This window comes from Litchfieldella anticariensis FP35 = DSM 16096 (assembly GCF_000409775.1).
GTDB lineage: Bacteria > Pseudomonadota > Gammaproteobacteria > Pseudomonadales > Halomonadaceae > Litchfieldella > Litchfieldella anticariensis.
The window spans coordinates 598,724-614,388 of sequence record NZ_KE332392.1 but is presented as its reverse complement, the minus strand read 5'-3'; the positions used below and the strand labels follow the sequence as shown (position 1 = coordinate 614,388).

Below are 15,665 nucleotides of genomic sequence, written 5' to 3'. Positions count from 1 at the left end.
CTCCACCGCCAACAACGTGTGCCCGTCGTCAGCAGCGGATGCGTACTTTACGGATTTCCCAGGCCATGTTCAAGACCTAGGATGAAAAATATAGTCCATGACATTCAAAGACGCCATGATTTGTAGCAAAAACATGACTTCGGGACATGCTGTATCCCCACCGAGGCAACACCGCGACATCCCTGAAGCGGGCTGCCCTCACCCACCAATGACGAACGTCATCCCTTATCGGTTAACATGCTCATACCACGAACAAATCGACGAACCGATTGACCGGCGTGGCCTCAAGCTCTTTCTGATCCTTGCACAACCCGAAAATCTCTTCACAGCGGCGTGCCGGGAAGCGTGTAGCCAAGTTGGCCCTGAACTTCTCTTCCAGCAATGGAATGCCCTCCGCGCGACGCCGACGATGCCCGATGGGATATTCCACCGCGACTTTTTCGGTCTTGCTGCCGTCCTTGAAGAATACCTGGACAGCATTGGCGATCGAACGCTTGTCGGGCTCCAGGTATTCACGTGTGTAGCGTTCGTCCTCGACGATTTCCATTTTCTCGCGCAGTTCGTCGATGATCGGATTTGCCCTGTGAAAGTCATCCTCGTAGTGCTCTGCTACAAGACTCCCAAACGCAAGTGGTACCGCCGTCATGTATTGCAGACAGTGATCCCGATCAGCCGGATTGGCCAACTCACCAACCTTGGAGATGATTCGGATAGCAGATTCGTGGGTCGTAATGACGATCTTGTCGATATCGCCAAGTCGATCCTTGACCTGAGGGTGCAATGTGACTGCCGCCTCACAGGCGGTCTGAGAGTGGAACTCAGCCGGGAACGAGATCTTGAACAGCACGTTCTCCATCACATAGGAGCCATAATCCTGGCTGAAAGAGAACCGACGTTGAGCTTCCTGTTTGATTTGCTGGTCCTTATTGGTCTTGGAGAACAGCACATCGTAGAAGCCCCACTGTGGAGCGGATAAGACCCCCGGAATTCCCATCTCGCCACGCATTGCAATATCAGCCAGGCGCACGGCACGCGAGGTAGCATCACCCGCCGCCCAGGACTTGCGGGAACCGGCATTGGGCGCATGGCGATAAGTTCTCAGGCTTTGGCCGTCGACCCAGGCATGCGACAACGCTGCCAGCAATTGCTCACGATCGGCCCCCATCAGCTTGGCTGTCACTGCGGTAGAGGCCACCTTGACCAATACCACGTGATCAAGCCCGACACGATTGAAGGAGTTTTCCAATGCGATCACACCCTGAATCTCATGGGCCATGATCATGGCCTCGAGCACCTCGCGCATGGTCAGCGGGGCATCTCCTTGGGCGACTCGCTTCTGGGAAAGATGATCGGCTACGGCCAGGATACCGCCCAGATTATCGGATGGGTGCCCCCACTCGGCTGCTAGCCAAGTATCGTTGTAGTCCAGCCAGCGAATGATGCAGCCTATGTCCCAGGCGGCCTTGACGGGATCAAGACGATATGAGGTACCGGGGACACGAGCACCATGGGGTACCACCGTACCCTCGACGACAGGCCCCAAGTGCTTGGTGCATTCAGGAAAACGCAGCGCCAATAGGCCACAGCCGAGAGTATCCATCAGACAGTTACGTGCCGTGCCCAGCGCCTCGGGGCTTTCGATCTTATAGCTGAGGACATAGTCAGCGATCTTTTGTAGCTCGACGTCGTAATCCGGACGTTCATTCAGGTCAACGTTGGCACTCATAAGGTTTCCTTTGGATCAATAACAAGCCGTGCTCTATTCAGTGGCGCTGCTCGATTGGCAGCCATTGCTGATGCTCTGGCCCAACATAATCTGCACTTGGGCGAATGATTCGGTTGCCTTCACGCTGTTCGAAAACGTGAGCGCACCAGCCAGTAACCCGTGAACAGACAAAAATCGGTGTGAACAGCTTGGTGGGGATACCCATGAAGTGGTAGGCACTGGCATGAAAGAAGTCAGCATTGCAGAATAGCTTCTTCTCGCGCCACATCACCTCTTCACAACGTACCGAGACAGGATAGAGCCGGGTATCGCCCACGTCCTTGGCCAACTTTTTCGACCACTGCTTGATGAGTGCGTTACGTGGATCGGACTCCCTGTAGATCGCATGCCCGAACCCCATGATCTTCTCCTTGCGTTCGAGCATGCCAAGAATCCCACGCTCGGCCTCGTCAGGGGTTTGCCACTCATCGATCATCGCCATCGCGGCTTCGTTGGCCCCACCGTGTAATGGCCCCCGTAGCGTGCCAATGGCTCCCGTCACACAGGAATGAATATCCGAGAGAGTCGAAGCACAGACCCGGGCGTTGAAGGTCGAGGCATTGAATTCATGCTCGGCATACAGAATTAGCGACACGTTCATCACTTTGGCGTGCAACTCGGACGCTGGCTTGCCATGCAGTAGATGCAGGAAGTGTCCACCGATCGACTCGTCATCGACGTCGGTATCGATGCGCACGCCATCGTGTGAATAGCGGTACCAATAGCAAATGATCGATGGCAACACTGCCAACAGCCGGTCAGCTGCCTCTTGCTGCTGATCGAAGCTCTGTTCGGTTTCCAGATTGCCAAGCATCGAGGCCCCGGTACGCATCACATCCATGGGGTGGGCATCGGCGGGTATCTGCTCGAGAACCGCCTTGAGCGGCTGCGGAAGATCGCGCAACCCTCTCAGCTTGGCAACATAGGCATCCAACTCGGACTGGGTCGGCAACTTCCCCTTGAGCAGGAGGTAGGCCACTTCTTCGAAGCCAGCATGCTCAGCCAAGTCGTGGATATCATAGCCACGATAAGTCAGCCCCGAACCGCTCTTGCCAACGGTACACAAGGCCGTGCTACCAGCACTTTGACCACGTAGCCCAGTGCTTACCGGCGTTTTTTCAGCCATGGCGTATCTCCTACTGAACAAAACGGATATACCGAGATTGTGTTTGTTATCGGGCGTTCAGGAATCACCCTGATCAGCACCACTTTGTTCCGCAAACAAGGCATCGAGCTTGCGCTCGAAATCGTGGTAGTTGAGGAAGTCGTAAAGCTCCTCACGAGTCTGCATCAAGTCGATCACATCACGCTGATGGCCTTGCTCGTGGATACTGCGATAGACCTTGAGCGCTGCCGCATTCATGGCACGGAATGCCGAAAGTGGGTAGAGCACCATGCGACAGCCGGCGACATCCAACTCTTGCTGGGTAAACAAGGGAGTGGCACCAAACTCTGTGATATTGGCCAGGATCGGGGCTTTGACCCCTTCACAAAACGCCTGGTAATCGTCGAGACTATGTACGGCCTCAGCAAAGATCGCGTCGGCTCCAGCGTCGATGCAGGCATTGGCACGCTCAATGGCTGCTGCCAGCCCTTCCTTCTGAAAGGCATCGGTGCGAGCGATCAGATAGAAATCCGGGTCGACTTTCGCATCGACTGCTGCCTTGATGCGATCGACCATTTCCTGCTTGGAGACGATCGCTTTGTTGGGACGGTGACCGCAACGTTTCTGCGCCACTTGATCCTCGAGATGCACGGCGGCCACGCCGGCACGCTGCATCTCCTTGATGGTGCGAGCGATATTGAAAGCCCCACCCCAGCCGGTATCGATATCCACCAGCAGTGGCAATTCGCTGGCTCCCGTGATGCGCCGAGCGTCTTCGAGCACATCATTCATGGTGGTCATACCCAAGTCAGGCAGACCGAAGGAAGCATTGGCCACACCACCACCCGAAAGATAGATCGCGCGATGACCGACCCGCTCGGCCATCATCGCCGTATAGGCATTGATCGTTCCGACAATGGGTAGTGGGCGGCAAGCATCGAGAGCGGCGCGAAAGCGCGCGCCGGGAGTCTGGCGAGTCATGGTGATCTCCTGGGTTATTCGGCTGGGGAAGGCGACGCTTCCTGCTCGGCTTCCTGTTTCAATACTGCGGCATAGCGGTCGGCTACATTGGCGCGGGAGGCGCTCACGTGACGCCGCATCAATAATTCAGCAAGCTCGGCATCCCCTGCTTCGATGGCATCGACAATCCTATGGTGTTCGACAAAGGCTCGCTGGGGCCGGGTTCCGCTAGCACTGAACTGAGTACGGTACAGGCGCACCAAGTAATAGAGGTCGTCGCAAAGAATCGTCATCAGCATACGATTGTGGCTGCCCTGCACGATCCGGAAATGGAAGTCGAGATCACCTTCGCGCTGGTAGTAGGCTTCGCCGCGTTTGAGATCAGCCTGGCGCTCGTGAATGGCTAGCACCTCGCGTAGCCCAACGATTTCTTCCGCCGACATGTGTTCAGCTGCGAGTCGAGCTGCCATGCTCTCCAAGGCCTCACGCACATCGAACAACTCGAGCAGTTCCTTCATCGACAGTTTGACCACTCGAGCCCCCACGTGGGGAACCCGCTCGATCAGGCGATGAGCTTCGAGACGTCGCATGGCTTCACGCAGTGGTCCACGCGAGATTCCATAGGCCTTCGACAATCCGGGCTCGGTGATTTTGCTGCCCGGCGCCAACTCGCCTCTGACAATAGCGCTCTGCAGTTGGTTGAAGACACGTTCGGCCAAAGTACGAACTTCGGGGGCGCTTAGTTCGGGGGTTACTGAGTTCATGGTCATTGTCGACAATTTGAAATTAAAGAAACTTTAGGCCATCCATCCAGAGGGCGTCAACCGGCCATATACCTCACCAGATTACATCTTTTGGCGTAGATGACAGCATGGCGTCAAAAGCATGTGTCAACAATCAATCGATAGTCTCAAGGTCGACAGGCGTTGATCGGGCGTCGCTCTCAACATCATGGCAGAATGCGACAAATGGCAGCATGACGCCTAGAATGGTCCGCTTGTTGAGGGAAGCGCACCAGATGACATTACGACTAGAAATCACTCCCCTACCTTATCAGGCCGATCCTCTGGACTATTTCACGAGGCTGCGAAAGCGTCGCGGAGCGGTCCTGCTCGATAGCGGACAACCCCATGGTCCGGGAGGGCGCTATGACATTCTCAGTTGCGACCCGGTAGGCCTACTGGAAGTCGATGCTGAAGGCCAACTCCACTATGATGCCAATATCCGCTTGCCGGCTTATCCCTTCGCTGCGCAGCAGGCCCTGCTCGACAGCCTTGATGTCGAACCACCGGCAGATTGCGAGCTTCCCTTTCTGGGTGGCTTGATTGGATACTGGAGCTACGATTTGGCACAACGGCTCGAGCATGTGGATGGTCGGGCCAAGCCAGCCGTACATCTCCCTTGGAGTCGTGTCGGCCTCTACGACTGGGCAGTGATTCAGGATCATGATCGACAGCAGACCTTTTTGGTGGCAACCGCTTCACGCCGCGAGCAAGTGCTTGGCTGGTTGTCGGGGTCACCCCCTTCTTCCCGCCCATTCAGAATCACGACCCCCTTTGAAGCCGAACTCGACCGCAGCGGCTATGGTGAACGCTTTCGCGCTGTTCAGCGTTATATCCACGCTGGTGATTGCTATCAGATCAACCTGGCCCAACGCTTCAGCGCTTGCTACGAAGGCGATCTATGGCAAGCTTATCTGCGCCTGCGCCAGGCAACCCCAACCCCTTTCTCCGGATATCTGGCCTGGGGGGACAAGGGCGTTCTGTCACTATCACCGGAACGCTTCCTACAGGCACATCAGGGCTGTGTGGAAGCCCGGCCTATCAAAGGGACTCGACCACGCGGCCATACTCCGGATGCAGATCGTCAACTGGCCGAAGAACTACAGAATAGTGCCAAGGATCGAGCCGAGAACGTAATGATCGTCGACTTGCTACGCAACGATCTGGGGCGAGTGTGCCAACCTGGCAGTGTCAAGGTGCCGCAACTGTGCGGCCTCGAAAGCTATGCCAACGTCCATCATTTGGTCAGCATCGTCAGCGGTACACTGGCAAGTCAGCGAACCCCCCTCGACCTTTTGGCTGCGGCCTTTCCAGGAGGCTCGATTACCGGCGCCCCCAAGGTTCGTGCCATGCAAATCATCGATGAGCTCGAACCCAGCCAGCGCAGTGTCTATTGCGGTAGTCTCGGTTATATCGACCAACGTGGTCACATGGATACCTCAATCGCCATTCGTACTGCTGTTGCTGAAGCCGGCAAGTTGCATATCTGGGGAGGTGGCGGCTTGGTGGCCGACTCCGAGGAAGAAGCTGAATATCGCGAGACGCTAGCCAAGATACGCCACCTCCTAAACGCCTTGGGAACCAATGCCAAGATTTCCAGGCTGCTTTGAGTGGCATGGCTTGCTAGCACCTATGGTTCTAAGCAGAAGAAGAGGTTCTATCAAATAGCTATATAAGAACCGAACCAATAGATATTGGGGCGATAAGGGGTAGCTTTGCTAGGGTATCGGCATCATTTGGGGAAGGAGCGTTTCATGAATCTGGATATCGACGTCATCAACCAACAACTCGGTCGTGACCCGGAAGCCTTGACCCGCTGGGCATTGGGGCTCGGCAAGCGCGCCATCTGCACTACCAACTTTCGCCCCTTTGAAGCAGTAATACTGCACATGGTCACGCGAGAGCAGCCGAACATTCCCATTGTCTGGATGGACTCCGGCTACAACACCGAAGCGACTTACCGCTTTGTCGACGAGATCGTCAAGCGTCTCGATCTGAACCTGATCACCTACCATCCGCAACGCTCCCGTGCTCATCGCGAAGCGGTGGAAGGTCCGCTACCCGATATCGACGATCCTCGTCACGCTGCTTTTACTCGTGAAGTCAAGCTGGAGCCATTCCAACGCGCCCTGCGCGAAATGGCACCCGAAGTATGGCTAACCGCCTTGCGAGCCGAGGACACCATTGAGCGCTCTCAGATGCAGCCGGTCTCCATCAATGCCGACGGGTTAATCAAGGTCGCCCCAGTACTGCACTGGAGTGCTAAAGACATGTACCATTATCTTCTGCAACATGATCTACCCAACAACTTCGACTACTTCGACCCCACCAAGGTGGAAGAGAAACGCGAATGTGGGCTGCATCTGCAGCACTGATCATCTCTGCCAGTAACGCCAAGGCCCGCCAGCAAAATCTGGCGGGCCTTGGCGTATTCGGTTGTCCAATGACAGGAAATGCTAGCGCATTGGCAAATCGATGTCCTCGAACAGCTCCTGTTCATGCCGCGGCCCTACAGCAAGTGCAGCTTCGACGATGTCTCTATCCAGGTGCGGAGCAAAGCCCTGGACGAAATCGTACATATAACTACGCATGAAAGTACCGCGCCGAATGCCGATCTTGGTGGTAGAGCTCTCGAATAGATGGCCCGCATCCAGTGCTATCAGTCCGGTATCGCTCTCAGGATCGACTGCCATATGTGCAACGATTCCCACCCCAAGCCCTAGTCTCACGTAAGTCTTGATCACGTCTGCATCGGCAGCGGTCAACACCACATTGGGCGTTAGATTCTTGGCCCGAAAGGCATCATCGAGCTGTGATCGACCGGTGAATCCAAACACATAGGTTACCAAAGGATATTCTGCCAAGGCTTCCAGCGTCAGTTCCTCGAGCTTGGCCAAGGGGTGGTCATCGGGTACCAGCACACAGCGGTTCCATCGGTAACAGGGCAGGAGCACCAAGTCATTGAATAATTCGAGGGACTCGGTGCAGATCGCAAAATCGGCTAGCCCTTCACTGACCATCTGTGCAATCTGCTTGGGTGTTCCCTGTTGCATATGCAAGGCCACATCAGGGTACTTGCGTGTGAATTCACGAATGACCGGCGGCAAGGCATAGCGCGCCTGAGTGTGGGTGGTCGCAATGGAGAGACTGCCACGACGCTCGTCGCTGTGCTCCTGGGCCACCTGTTTGATGTTCTCGGCAGTGCGTAGCACTTGTCCTGCCAAATCGATGATGGCTTGCCCTGCCGGTGTCACCCGCGTCAGGTGCTTGCCGCTACGAGCAAATATCTCTACGCCCAGTTCATCTTCCAATAGGCGAATTTGTTTCGAAATGCCGGGTTGAGAGGTGTACAAACTCTGTGCCGTAGCCGATACGTTGAGGTTATGACGTGTGACCTCCCAAATGTAACGGAGCTGCTGAAGCTTCATACCCGATCCGACTCCCCTGTATACTCTGCAGGTGTCCCTGTGTTGCCAAACACATGAACGTTTTGAGGGCAACGCCAATCGCCTAATGCCAGCAAGCAATAAACGATCATGACATGATTACCTTATAGCATATAGAGAACTCGCTGTAAGTTCCGATGCAAAATCCTCTAGTTCTCACTCCGTCACGTCTCATGATAGGGTATATCTATCGCCGCTTTACCTATCGGACATTTGCCAGCGCGGCGGCCTACCGCTAACATCGCGGACTAAACTAGTCATCGCGACGCTCGCAAGCGCATAGAATTGGAGACCCCCATGGCCAACAACGTCGATGTCACTACCGCCAACTTCGAGCAGGAAGTACTCAAGGCCGACAAGCCGGTTCTGCTGAAGTTCTGGGCGCCTTGGTGCGGCCCCTGCAAGATGATGGCACCGGTGGTGGATGAAGTCGCCGAGGAACGCGCAGATAGCCTCAAGATCGTTAGTGTGAACGTTGATGATGCTCCGGAAATCGCCGCAGAACATGGCGTGCGAGGCGTTCCGACCGTCATGCTGTTCAAGTCTGGCGCCAAAGTTGCCTCACTGGTAGGAGCGCAGTCCAAATCGCAACTGGCGCAGTTCATCGAACAGAACGCCTGATACCAGAACCTAGCTTCTCCAGGCTAACTCTCTTTCATCGCCCCGGTTTAGGCCGGGGCGATGTCGTTTCTGGGTCAAATGAGCTCAGGCGTCCTTCTCGCGTCCATCTCGCCTTTGATCACCGGGCCCCAACAGGCGCGCAAGCCAACGTGTATCCGGGTGGCTATCTAGGGCTATCTTGAGGGTCATGGTCAACAGGACGGAAAGCAACATGCCCACCGTACCCAGGATCCACCCCCACACCACCAGCGACAGGAAGGCAACGAAAGCCGAAAGCCCCAGGGCTCGTCCCATCACTCGTGGCTCGATCAGGTTCCCCAGGACCAGATTGATACCCAGATAAGCTCCCGTCAGAACGGTCGCCTTCAACAAGCCGCCTTCCGGCGATACGAGTAACAGCAATACGGGGGGTATTGCTGCGAGTACTGAGCCGATATTGGGGATGTAGTTAAGGGCAAAGGCCAGTGTCGCCCAGAGTAAAGGAAAGTCCACACCCACCAGCACGCAGGCTACCCATACTAGTATTCCGGTACTCAAGCTGATGAGGGTTTTGACCGCCAGGTAACGCTTGAGTGTCAGACTGAACTCTTTGAATCGCTGCAAACTGGGGTCGGGATCACGAAGCGCCTGGGAAATCTTGCTGCGAAAATTCAGCGTTTCAAACAGCATGAAGATCACCAGTAACGCCACAATCACGCTCTGCATCAGCAAGTTTCCCAACTCACCGAGAAACTGTGGTGCAAACTTGGTGGCGGTGGTAGGGTCCAGCCACTGGGTGAATTGCTCAGGCTGAATTGACATCCCCTTCGCTGCCAGCCAGTTGAGCAGATTCAGATAATACTCCCGAAGCTGCTCCTCCAGTTTTGGCAACGCATCGACAAAGGTACTGAAGCTATTGACCAGCAACAGGACCAGCAGCATCAGAAAAGCGCCGATCACTAATAGCGTGATCCAAACAGCCACGCGAGGACCGAGCCCCAGACGCTGCAGAAAGTGCACCGGAGCCGTACATACCACCGCAATGAACAGCGACAATAACAACGGCACCAGCAGGTCGGCCCCCGACTTCATCCCAGCGACGATCACAACCAATGCCGCCAGCGCCAGCATCAGGTTAAGAGGAAGGTTGTGTCGAATATTGTCTTTTTCGTTGTGCATATCGCCATCCTGGCCGATTGAGCCCTTCCTTATGATGGCCGCCACTGAGCCATCGGACAAACACACTCGCGACCATTCGTGCAGCAATTAGGGAAAAGTGATATTGCTGAGGATATCATGGGAACCGTTCTCAGGTGCTTGACTCGAAGTCAGCGCTGGCGCGTCGATGCGCCCTTACCTATATTCGGCATGGAGGCATCATGACCCATTCACGCAATCTTTCCCTGATCCTTGGCACTCTGCTACTCGGTGTCCTTATGGCGACAGGCGCGCAAGCGCAAGATGACGAATCACGGGATTCGCGACTACACGTCCAAGCACAAACCACCCTCGACGTGGTACCAGACCGCGCCACTCTCAATGCTCGTCTCTGGGAACGAACCCCTGCCATAGCGATACGTGAAGACACCCAAAGCGATCCTGAAGCCTTGCGCGAAGCTCGAGATCGCTTGGAGGAACGCACCGGTGATCTGATCCGCACGCTGAAACAAGCCGGGCTGGAGAGCGAGTCGATCCGCGCTGGTTCCTTGAATGTCAGGCCCGAATATATCCCGGGACCGCGTCATGGCAATGACGAGCGGGACCAACTGGTGCGCACCCAGCTCGAACGTCCTATCACGCTTACCATCAAGGATATCGAGCAGCTCCCCACCATTCTCGACGCCTTGACGCAAGCGGGCGTCAATGCCCTCGACGGCGTGGAATATGACCTTTCTGATCGCGACGCGGCCACCGACCGAGCTCTCACCCAAGCTCTTGAGAAGGCACGCCACAAGGCTGAATTGATGGCCGAGACGCTGGGTATCTCGCTAGGAAAAATCGTTCACGTGCGCGAGAGCCAGGCCCCCATCTTCGCACCACGTATGATGGCAATGCGCGCCGATGCCATGGAGAGCCAAGGCGCTGCCCCCGAGTATCGACCCGGTAAGATCAGCATCGATGCCGGCGTCGAGGTCAGTTGGGAAATCGAAAACTAAGCATCGAGCACCGGGCTGCGAGCCACGAGCCAATAACAACCGCTCGTAGCCCGTAGCCCGTAGCCCGTAGCCCGTAGCCCGTAGCCCGTAGCCCGTAGCTCAGATATTGATTGTCTCGACGCCGCCCATATAGGGACGCAGCACTTCGGGTACGGTGATCGAACCGTCCGCATTCTGGTAATTTTCGAGCACCGCTAGCAGACAACGGCCTACCGCTAGGCCTGAACCGTTCAGAGTATGCAGCAACTGCGGCTTCTTCTGCTCAGGATGACGGAAGCGTGCCTGCATGCGCCGTGCTTGGAAATCTTCGCAGTTGGAGACCGACGAAATCTCGCGATAGGTATTCTGGCTCGGTAACCAGACCTCAAGATCGTAGGTTTTGGCGGCACCGAAGCCCATGTCGCCAGTACACAATGTCACCACTCGATAAGGCAGGTCTAGCGCCTGGAGAACTGCCTCGGCATGACCACGCATCTCTTCCAAAGCCTCATAGCTTGCTTCGGGCGCGACCAATTGAACCATCTCGACCTTGTCGAACTGGTGCTGACGGATCATGCCGCGGGTATCCCGCCCGTGAGAGCCCGCTTCGCTGCGGAAACAGGGAGTGTGGGCGGTAAGCCGTACCGGCAGCGCCTTGTGCTCAAGGATGGTGTCACGCGCAAAATTGGTGAGCGGCACCTCAGCGGTGGGAATCAGGTAATACTCCTGATCGCCCTCCAGGCGAAACAGATCTTCGCCGAACTTGGGTAACTGACCGGTTCCGGTCAGTGACTCGGCGTTGACCATATAGGGTACGTAGCATTCCTCGTAACCATGTTCGAGCGTCTGCTTGTCGAGCATGAACTGGGTCAGGGCACGGTGCAGGCGCGCGATCGGTCCGCGCATTACGGCGAAGCGTGACCCTGTCAGCTTGGCGGCCATCTCGAGGTCGAGGTAACCCAGCTTGGCCCCCAGATCGACGTGATCCTTGACCTTGAAATCGAACTCTCGCGGCGTTCCCCAGCGCAGCAGTTCGACGTTGTCATCCTCATCGCCACCCACGGACACACTGTCATGAGGTAAGTTAGGAAGACTGGCTGCCAAGGCTTCCCACTCGCCCTGGACTTCAGCAAGACGCACCTTGGCAGCATCCAGCCGATCCCCCAAGTCATTGACTTCAGCCAGCAACGGGGCGATGTCTTCACCGCTGGCCTTGGCCTTGCCAATTGCCTTGGAGCGTGTGTTACGTTCGTTTTGCAGGCGTTCTGTTTCGGTTTGCAGCTCACGACGCCGGGATTCCAGCGCCTCGAATTGCGCGGTATCGAGCGTATAGCCTCGTTTGGCCAGTCGTTGGGCGACCTGGTCGAGGTCGCTACGCAGCAGTTTCGGATCGAGCATGGAATCCTGTCCGTCGTGTCGTAAAAGTGGGCGATCGAGAATCAGCCGCTTATTGTAAGGAAAAGCCGTCTTTTTCACCACGCCGCCCTGATAAGGGGTGGCGGGATGCGCAGTTTGCTCGGCTCGGGTAAAGTAGTCGACACGTTCTTGTCCCGCCCAAGGCCTTGATGCTTAACGGCGGCGCCCAAAGGCTTGATATCGACCTCATGATCGCACGACTGGACACACTCGAGCGGCTCGACGCTCAATACCTGCGTTTTCTCGAAGCCCTGCAAGCCGACGGCTTCCGTGGCGAGATCGCACCCGACTATGCCAACCGTGTGGTGCAAGCCACCGACAACTCCATCTATCAGCGCCTGCCCCAGGCGGTGCTCTATCCACGCGATGCCGAGGATCTCGAACGCCTTTCCCGCCTGGCGGCGTGCGAGGAACATCGCCAGGTGGTGCTCGCCCCACGTGGTGGCGGCACCGGCACCAACGGTCAGTCGCTCACCGACGGCCTGGTGGTGGATGTCTCCAAGCACATGAACCGCATCCTCGACATCGACGTCGAGAAACGCCGCGTGCGGGTCCAGGCGGGGGTGGTCAAGGATCAGTTGAACGCCGCCCTCAAGCCACACGGGCTGTTCTTCGCCCCGGAGCTGTCGACCTCCAACCGCGCCACCATCGGCGGCATGATCTCCACCGATGCCAGCGGCCAGGGCAGCTGTGAGTACGGCAAGACCCGCGACCACGTGCTCGAACTCGATACCGTGCTGCTGGGCGGCGAGCGGCTGACCAGCCACCCCGTCAACGACGAGGAGTTGGCCTCCCTGTGCGCTCGTGACGGTATCGTGGGTGAAGTCCATCGTACCGCCCGCGAGATCGCCGACAGCCAGGGTGAGTTGATCGATGCGACGTTCCCCAAACTCAATCGCTGCCTGACCGGCTACGATCTGGCACATCTACATACTGAAGACGGTCGGCTGGATATCAATAGCCTGCTGTGCGGGTCGGAGGGTTCGCTGGGCTTCCTCAATGAGGCGGTGCTCAACGTATTGCCGATTCCCAAGCACTCGACGCTGGTCAACGTGCGCTACGCGGGCTTCATGGACGCGCTGCGCGACGCCAAGGCATTGATGGCGAGCGACTCATCATCAACCCAGCCACAGGCGCCTCGCCCCACCTCGATCGAAACGGTGGACGACAAGGTGCTGACCCTGGCTATGGAGGATTTCGTGTGGGACAGCGTCGCCGAGTTCTTTCCGACAGACGCCGGCGCCAAGTCAGAAGCCGGTGGCGACACGACCACCGCGACACGGACGACGCCCCAGATCCGCGGTATCAACCTGGTCGAGTTCAATGACGACGATCCCGCGCGCTTAGCCGAACGGGTTGCTGCCTTCTGCCGCCACTTGGAAGCCGACACCCGCGTCGAACGTCTGGGGTATACGTTGGCCGAGGGCCAGGAGCAGATTGCACGTGTCTACGCCATGCGCAAGCGCGCGGTGGGTCTGCTCGGCAACGCCAAGGGCGAAGAGCGGCCGATCCCGTTCGTCGAGGATACCGCAGTGCCACCCGAGTACCTGGCCGACTATATCGCCGAGTTCCGCGCCGCGCTTGACGCGCGCGGCCTGGAATACGGCATGTTCGGCCATGTCGATGCCGGCGTGCTGCACGTGCGCCCGGCCATCGACATGAAGGATCCTGAACAGGAAGTGCTGATCCGCGAGATATCGGACGAAGTCGCCAAGCTGACCCACAAGTACCATGGCCTGCTGTGGGGCGAACACGGCAAGGGGGTGCGCTCGGAATATGCCCCCCAGTTCTTCGGCGAGCTCTATCCCAGCCTGCAACGCGTCAAGGCGGCCTTCGACCCTTACAACCAGTTAAACCCGGGCAAGATCGCGACACCCTACAGCAGCACGCCTGCCCCCGATACCACCAAGGCCGAAACCGTTGTCACGTCGGAGGCCATCGAGGCACAACCAGTCAAACTCGTCGACCCGGGCCTGCTGACCATCGATGGCGTGCCGACTCGCGGCCAACGCGACCGCCAGATCGACGAGCGTGTCTGGCAGGCGCATGCCAGCGCGGTGTACTGCAACGGCAACGGTGCCTGCTACAACTACGATCCCAATGACGCCATGTGCCCGTCGTGGAAGGCCACCCGCGAGCGTATCCACTCGCCCAAGGGACGTGCCAGCCTGATGCGGGAATGGTTACGACTGCAGGGCCAGGCCGACATCGATGTGGTCGAGGAATCGCGCAAGAAGAAGGTCGAAGGCGCCTGGGGCTTCGTGCGTGACTTCCCCTGGCGGTTGCGTAACAGCCTGGCCAAACGTCGCGGCGAGCCCGATTTCTCGCACGAGGTCTACGCTGCCATGGCGGGTTGCCTGGCTTGCAAGTCGTGCGCCGGCCAATGCCCGATCAAGGTCAACGTGCCCGAATTCCGTTCGCAGTTCCTCGAGGTCTACCACGGCCGCTACCTGCGTCCCTTGCGCGACTATCTGATCGGCGGGCTGGAGTTCTTCGTGCCTTACCTGGCCCCGGTGGCACCGCTCTACAACACCGCGCTCGACAACCGTCTCGTCGAGCGCCTGCTGGCAGGCCCCATCGGCATGGTCGACAGCCCTCGGCTGTCGCGCGCCAGCCTCAAGAAGCAACTCCGCGCCTGGGGGGTGGCCGAGGCCACCCCGACCGCACTGGGGCTGCTCACCGAGCGCCAGAAAGTCCGCAGCGTGGTGCTGGTCCAGGACGCCTTCACCAGCTACTTCGAAGCCAAGCTGGTCATGGATATCGTCGAGTTGCTCTCACGCCTGGACATCCGGGTCTTCGTGGCCCCCTTCGCCCCCAACGGCAAGCCGCTCAACGTGCAGGGTTTCCTGGGCGCCTTCGAACGCACCGCCGCCAAGCAGGCCAAGCGCCTCCGCGGCCTGGCTGAATTTGGCGTGCCGCTGGTGGGCATCGACCCGGCCATGACCCTCACCTACCGCCAGGAGTACACCAAGGCCCTGGGCCCCCACGCAGCGCCCGAGGTGTTGATGCTCCAGGAGTGGCTGGTATCGCTGGGTCGCCGGCTCGTGCCGAGCGACCTGCGCCTCGACGACCCAGGCTACAAGCTGCTGTCGCACTGCACCGAGAAGACCACCGCTCCAGGCAGTCCGAAGGCCTGGCAGCAGGTGTTCAGCGCCTTCGGACTGGAGCTGGAGCTGCTGGCCAGCGGTTGCTGCGGGATGTCCGGCACCTATGGCCACGAGGCACGCAATCGGGACACCTCGCAAACGATCTACGCCCAGTCGTGGCAGGGGCAGGTCGAAAACCCGGACAACGCCGGGCGCCTGCTGGCTACCGGCTATTCGTGCCGCAGCCAGGCCAAACGCCTATCCAGTCGGCGTTTGGCACACCCTCTACAAGGACTGTTGGATGTGGTGAGACGCGCGCGCTGATGCATTATCTGGATTGCCGACATCCCTAGGCGGATGTCGGCCGTTG

The 15,665-nt window shown here is 57.9% G+C and carries 12 protein-coding genes; 5 read left to right on the top strand and 7 right to left on the bottom strand.

Annotation, left to right across the window (positions count from 1 at the left end; translation table 11 throughout):
• Nucleotides 1-241 precede the first annotated feature (241 nt).
• Genes prpD through L861_RS18395 form a run of 4 tightly spaced genes read right to left on the bottom strand, consistent with a single transcriptional unit; the run spans nt 242 to nt 4,594 of the window.
• Nucleotides 242-1,726, bottom strand: a complete 1,485-nt coding sequence (gene prpD, locus L861_RS18410) for a 2-methylcitrate dehydratase (RefSeq protein ID WP_016418156.1) — start codon at nt 1,724-1,726, stop codon at nt 242-244.
• Between the two features lie 37 nt (nt 1,727-1,763).
• Nucleotides 1,764-2,891, bottom strand: a complete 1,128-nt coding sequence (gene prpC, locus L861_RS18405) for a bifunctional 2-methylcitrate synthase/citrate synthase (protein WP_016418155.1) — start codon at nt 2,889-2,891, stop codon at nt 1,764-1,766.
• A 57-nt stretch (nt 2,892-2,948) separates the two neighbouring features.
• Complete coding sequence (prpB, locus tag L861_RS18400) at nt 2,949-3,851, bottom strand: methylisocitrate lyase (RefSeq protein WP_016418154.1); 903 nt, start codon at nt 3,849-3,851, stop codon at nt 2,949-2,951.
• Nucleotides 3,852-3,865: 14 nt separating this feature from the next.
• Nucleotides 3,866-4,594, bottom strand: a complete 729-nt coding sequence (locus tag L861_RS18395) for a GntR family transcriptional regulator (RefSeq protein WP_144063065.1) — start codon at nt 4,592-4,594, stop codon at nt 3,866-3,868.
• Nucleotides 4,595-4,848: 254 nt separating this feature from the next.
• On the opposite strand from L861_RS18395, the gene pabB reads away from it, so the two are divergent.
• Together pabB and L861_RS18385 are read left to right on the top strand one after the other, a co-directional pair.
• The gene (pabB, locus tag L861_RS18390) at nt 4,849-6,222 is read left to right on the top strand and encodes an aminodeoxychorismate synthase component I (protein ID WP_027947928.1); all 1,374 of its coding nucleotides are present in this window, start codon (nt 4,849-4,851) and stop codon (nt 6,220-6,222) included.
• A 144-nt stretch (nt 6,223-6,366) separates the two neighbouring features.
• Nucleotides 6,367-6,987, top strand: a complete 621-nt coding sequence (locus tag L861_RS18385; protein ID WP_016418151.1) for a phosphoadenosine phosphosulfate reductase domain-containing protein — start codon at nt 6,367-6,369, stop codon at nt 6,985-6,987.
• An 81-nt stretch (nt 6,988-7,068) separates the two neighbouring features.
• Here the strand turns inward: L861_RS18385 and cysB are convergent, their stop codons facing one another.
• Nucleotides 7,069-8,040, bottom strand: a complete 972-nt coding sequence (gene cysB / locus L861_RS18380; protein ID WP_016418150.1) for an HTH-type transcriptional regulator CysB — start codon at nt 8,038-8,040, stop codon at nt 7,069-7,071.
• Between the two features lie 315 nt (nt 8,041-8,355).
• Between cysB and trxA the strand changes: the two genes are divergently transcribed.
• Complete coding sequence (trxA, locus tag L861_RS18375; RefSeq protein ID WP_016418149.1) at nt 8,356-8,679, top strand: thioredoxin; 324 nt, start codon at nt 8,356-8,358, stop codon at nt 8,677-8,679.
• A gap of 84 nt (nt 8,680-8,763) precedes the next feature.
• On the opposite strand, the gene L861_RS18370 is transcribed toward trxA, so the two are convergent.
• The gene (locus L861_RS18370; RefSeq protein WP_016418148.1) at nt 8,764-9,837 is read right to left on the bottom strand and encodes an AI-2E family transporter; all 1,074 of its coding nucleotides are present in this window, start codon (nt 9,835-9,837) and stop codon (nt 8,764-8,766) included.
• A 200-nt stretch (nt 9,838-10,037) separates the two neighbouring features.
• Between L861_RS18370 and L861_RS18365 the strand changes: the two genes are divergently transcribed.
• Entirely contained in the window at nt 10,038-10,814 is a 777-nt protein-coding gene (locus L861_RS18365; protein WP_016418147.1) for an SIMPL domain-containing protein, read from the top strand.
• Nucleotides 10,815-10,913: 99 nt separating this feature from the next.
• Here L861_RS18365 and serS read toward each other — a convergent pair whose 3' ends face one another.
• Complete coding sequence (gene serS, locus L861_RS18360) at nt 10,914-12,191, bottom strand: serine--tRNA ligase (RefSeq protein WP_016418146.1); 1,278 nt, start codon at nt 12,189-12,191, stop codon at nt 10,914-10,916.
• Nucleotides 12,192-12,397: 206 nt separating this feature from the next.
• On the opposite strand from serS, the gene L861_RS18355 reads away from it, so the two are divergent.
• Nucleotides 12,398-15,619 (top strand): FAD-binding and (Fe-S)-binding domain-containing protein, encoded by a 3,222-nt coding sequence (locus tag L861_RS18355; protein WP_016418145.1) that lies wholly within the window; start codon nt 12,398-12,400, stop codon nt 15,617-15,619.
• Nucleotides 15,620-15,665 lie beyond the last annotated feature (46 nt).

Bases quoted from the DNA above. Each gene is read 5' to 3' on its own strand.
- prpD (WP_016418156.1), bottom strand. From the start codon at position 1,726: ATGAGTGCCAACGTTGACCTGAATGAACGTCCGGATTACGACGTCGAG.
- prpC (WP_016418155.1), bottom strand. From the start codon at position 2,891: ATGGCTGAAAAAACGCCGGTAAGCACTGGGCTACGTGGTCAAAGTGCT.
- prpB (WP_016418154.1), bottom strand. From the start codon at position 3,851: ATGACTCGCCAGACTCCCGGCGCGCGCTTTCGCGCCGCTCTCGATGCT.
- L861_RS18395 (WP_144063065.1), bottom strand. From the start codon at position 4,594: ATGAACTCAGTAACCCCCGAACTAAGCGCCCCCGAAGTTCGTACTTTG.
- pabB (WP_027947928.1), top strand. From the start codon at position 4,849: ATGACATTACGACTAGAAATCACTCCCCTACCTTATCAGGCCGATCCT.
- L861_RS18385 (WP_016418151.1), top strand. From the start codon at position 6,367: ATGAATCTGGATATCGACGTCATCAACCAACAACTCGGTCGTGACCCG.
- cysB (WP_016418150.1), bottom strand. From the start codon at position 8,040: ATGAAGCTTCAGCAGCTCCGTTACATTTGGGAGGTCACACGTCATAAC.
- trxA (WP_016418149.1), top strand. From the start codon at position 8,356: ATGGCCAACAACGTCGATGTCACTACCGCCAACTTCGAGCAGGAAGTA.
- L861_RS18370 (WP_016418148.1), bottom strand. From the start codon at position 9,837: ATGCACAACGAAAAAGACAATATTCGACACAACCTTCCTCTTAACCTG.
- L861_RS18365 (WP_016418147.1), top strand. From the start codon at position 10,038: ATGACCCATTCACGCAATCTTTCCCTGATCCTTGGCACTCTGCTACTC.
- serS (WP_016418146.1), bottom strand. From the start codon at position 12,191: ATGCTCGATCCGAAACTGCTGCGTAGCGACCTCGACCAGGTCGCCCAA.
- L861_RS18355 (WP_016418145.1), top strand. From the start codon at position 12,398: ATGATCGCACGACTGGACACACTCGAGCGGCTCGACGCTCAATACCTG.